This is a genomic window from Tahibacter sp. (assembly GCF_032229445.1).
Taxonomy (GTDB): domain Bacteria; phylum Pseudomonadota; class Gammaproteobacteria; order Xanthomonadales; family Rhodanobacteraceae; genus Tahibacter.
In genome coordinates this window covers 1-2,649 of record NZ_JAVTWC010000041.1, presented here as the reverse complement: position 1 = coordinate 2,649, position 2,649 = coordinate 1, and the positions used below count along the sequence as shown (strand labels likewise).

The window sequence follows — 2,649 nt, the reverse complement described above, 5'->3', positions numbered from 1 at the left end:
CCGCTGAATGGAACACGGCCGCGCTCGGCCCGACCAAGCGCGGTTACGCCAATGCGCTGGTGCAAAAGCTGCGCGCCCAGTATGGCGACGGCGGCTTTCTGCACTTCGGCCAGGGCAAGTGGTACCCGGGCGAGCAACTGCCGCGCTGGGCGCTGTCGGTGTTCTGGCGCAAGGATGGGCAGCCGATCTGGCACAACCCGGACCTGTTCGCTGACGAACGCAAGTCGGGTGTTTACAGCAACGCCGATTCCGGCCGCTTCATCCGCACGCTGGCGGGCAAACTGGGCCTGACCGATGAGTTCGTCAAGGAAGGCTACGAAGACACCTGGTATTACCTGTGGCGCGAGCGTCGCCTGCCGGTCAACGTCGATCCGTTCGATGCGCGTCTGGGAGACGAGCTGGAGCGCGACCGCCTGCGCAAGGTGTTCGATCAGGGCCTGACGCATGTCGTCGGTCACGTACTGCCGCTGACACCGGGTAGCGCCGTCGGCCTCAGCGGCACGCGCTGGCAGACCGGTCCGTGGTTCTTCCGCGACGAGCGCATGTACCTGATCCCGGGCGACAGCGCGATGGGCTACCGCCTGCCGCTCGACAGCCTGCCGTGGACGTCCGAGGGCGACTACCCGTACTTCATCGATCGTGACACATTCGATGCGCGCGGTGACCTGCCAGCGGCGCGGACGTTTGCGGAACGGTATGGGGTGGCGCGGGGGCTCGATGTGCCTGCGACAGTGACGATGCAGGGTGTCTCGGGTGATCAGTCAACCGTTCACGCGGCATCGCTTTCCGTTCGTGGTGAGCCTGTCGAACCACCGGGTGGCACCCTATCATCGGCTGCATTGGGAACTCACGTTCATGGAACGACCGACTCACCACGAACGGGCTTGGATAGAAATGCCATTGATGCCGATAACGCAGGCACGTCGGCGCAGCGCAGCTACGTCCCCGCCACCGCCACCCTGCTCCCGCAGCGCTTCCAGTCCGCCCACTGGCTCACGCGCACCGCGCTGTGCGTGGAGGCGCGGCAGGGGCACCTGTACATCTTCATGCCACCGATCGCCTGGCTTGAAGACTATCTCGACCTGCTGACCGCGGTCGAGGCGACCGCCGAAGCGCTCGACATGAAGATCGTGCTCGAAGGCTATCCGCCGCCGCGCGACCCGCGCCTGAAGCTGCTGCAGGTGACGCCCGATCCCGGTGTCATCGAGGTGAACATCCATCCGGCCTACAACTGGACCGAGCTGGTCGAGCACACTGAGTTCCTGTACCAAGCCGCGTTCGAGGAGCACCTGTGCGCCGAGAAATTCGCGCTGGATGGCCGCCACACCGGCACCGGCGGCGGCAATCACTTCGTGCTCGGCGGCGCCACGCCGGCCGACTCTCCGTTCCTGCGCAAGCCCGAGCTGCTCGGCAGTCTGATCGCTTACTGGCACAACCATCCGAGCCTGTCGTACCTGTTCAGCGGCCTGTTCATCGGTGCCACCTCGCAGGCACCGCGCATTGACGAGGCGCGCAACGACCAGCTCTACGAACTGGAAATCGCCCTCACACAGATCGAGAAGAACCGCGAAATCTACGGCAGTGAAATGCCGCCCTGGCTGGTCGACCGTACGCTGCGCAACATCCTGATCGACGTCACTGGCAACACGCATCGCAGCGAGTTCTGCATCGACAAGCTGTACTCGCCCGATGGTCCGACCGGCCGCCTCGGCCTGCTCGAACTGCGCGCGTTCGAGATGCCGCCGCATGCCCGCATGAGCATCGTGCAGCAGCTGCTGCTGCGCGCCCTCGTCGCGCGCTTCTGGAAGCAGCCCAAGCATCATTCGCTGTCGCGCTGGGGCACCGCGCTGCACGACCGCTTCATGCTGCCGACCTTCATCCGCATGGACTTCGAGGACGTGCTGGAAGACCTCGCCATGCCCGAGAACGGCGGCTATCAGTTCGACCCAGCGTGGTTTGCACCGCACTTTGAGTTCCGCTTCCCGCTGTTCGGCGAGATCGCCGTGCGCGGCATGGAAGTCGCGATCCGCGGCGCGCTCGAGCCCTGGCACGTGATGGGCGAAGAAGGCGCGATCGGCGGCACCGTGCGCTATGTCGACTCGTCGCTGGAGCGGCTCGAAGTCAGCGTGACCGGGCTCAACGATGCACGTTATGTGGTTACGGCCAACGGCCAGGCGCTGCCGCTGCAGCCGACTGGCACCGTCGGTCACTTTGTCGCCGGCGTGCGCTACAAGGCCTGGAGCCCGCCGTCGGCGCTGCATCCCTCGATTCAGGTGCATGCGCCAGTCACTTTCGATATCGTCGACACCTGGATGAACAAGAGCCTCGGCGGCTGCCAGTACCACGTGCAGCATCCGGGCGGGTCCAACCCGAGCGTGTTCCCGATCAACGCGTACGAGGCCGAATCGCGGCGGTTGTCGCGCTTTTTGCGCATGGGGCACACGCCAGGGCGGATGGTGGTGGCGCCGGCAACGGTCAATCACGAGCATCCGTTCACGCTCGATTTGCGACGGACTTAGAACCTCGCGGGCATGCAATGAACAGGCGACGACTGGCATTGACGTAGCGCCGCTACACTCTGCTCATGTCTTCCCTCTTTGATGCCGATGCTGCGAACGACGGTGATCGTGTCGCGCAAGCGGTCAGCGC

Annotated in this window: 1 protein-coding gene; it reads left to right on the top strand. The window is 65.0% G+C overall.

The window, feature by feature from the left end; all coding sequences use genetic code 11:
- A partial coding sequence (locus RUU78_RS08695) for a transglutaminase family protein (RefSeq protein WP_313915657.1) occupies window positions 1-2,519 on the top strand: 2,519 nt, incomplete at its 5' end.
- Window positions 2,520-2,649: the final 130 nt, after the last annotated feature.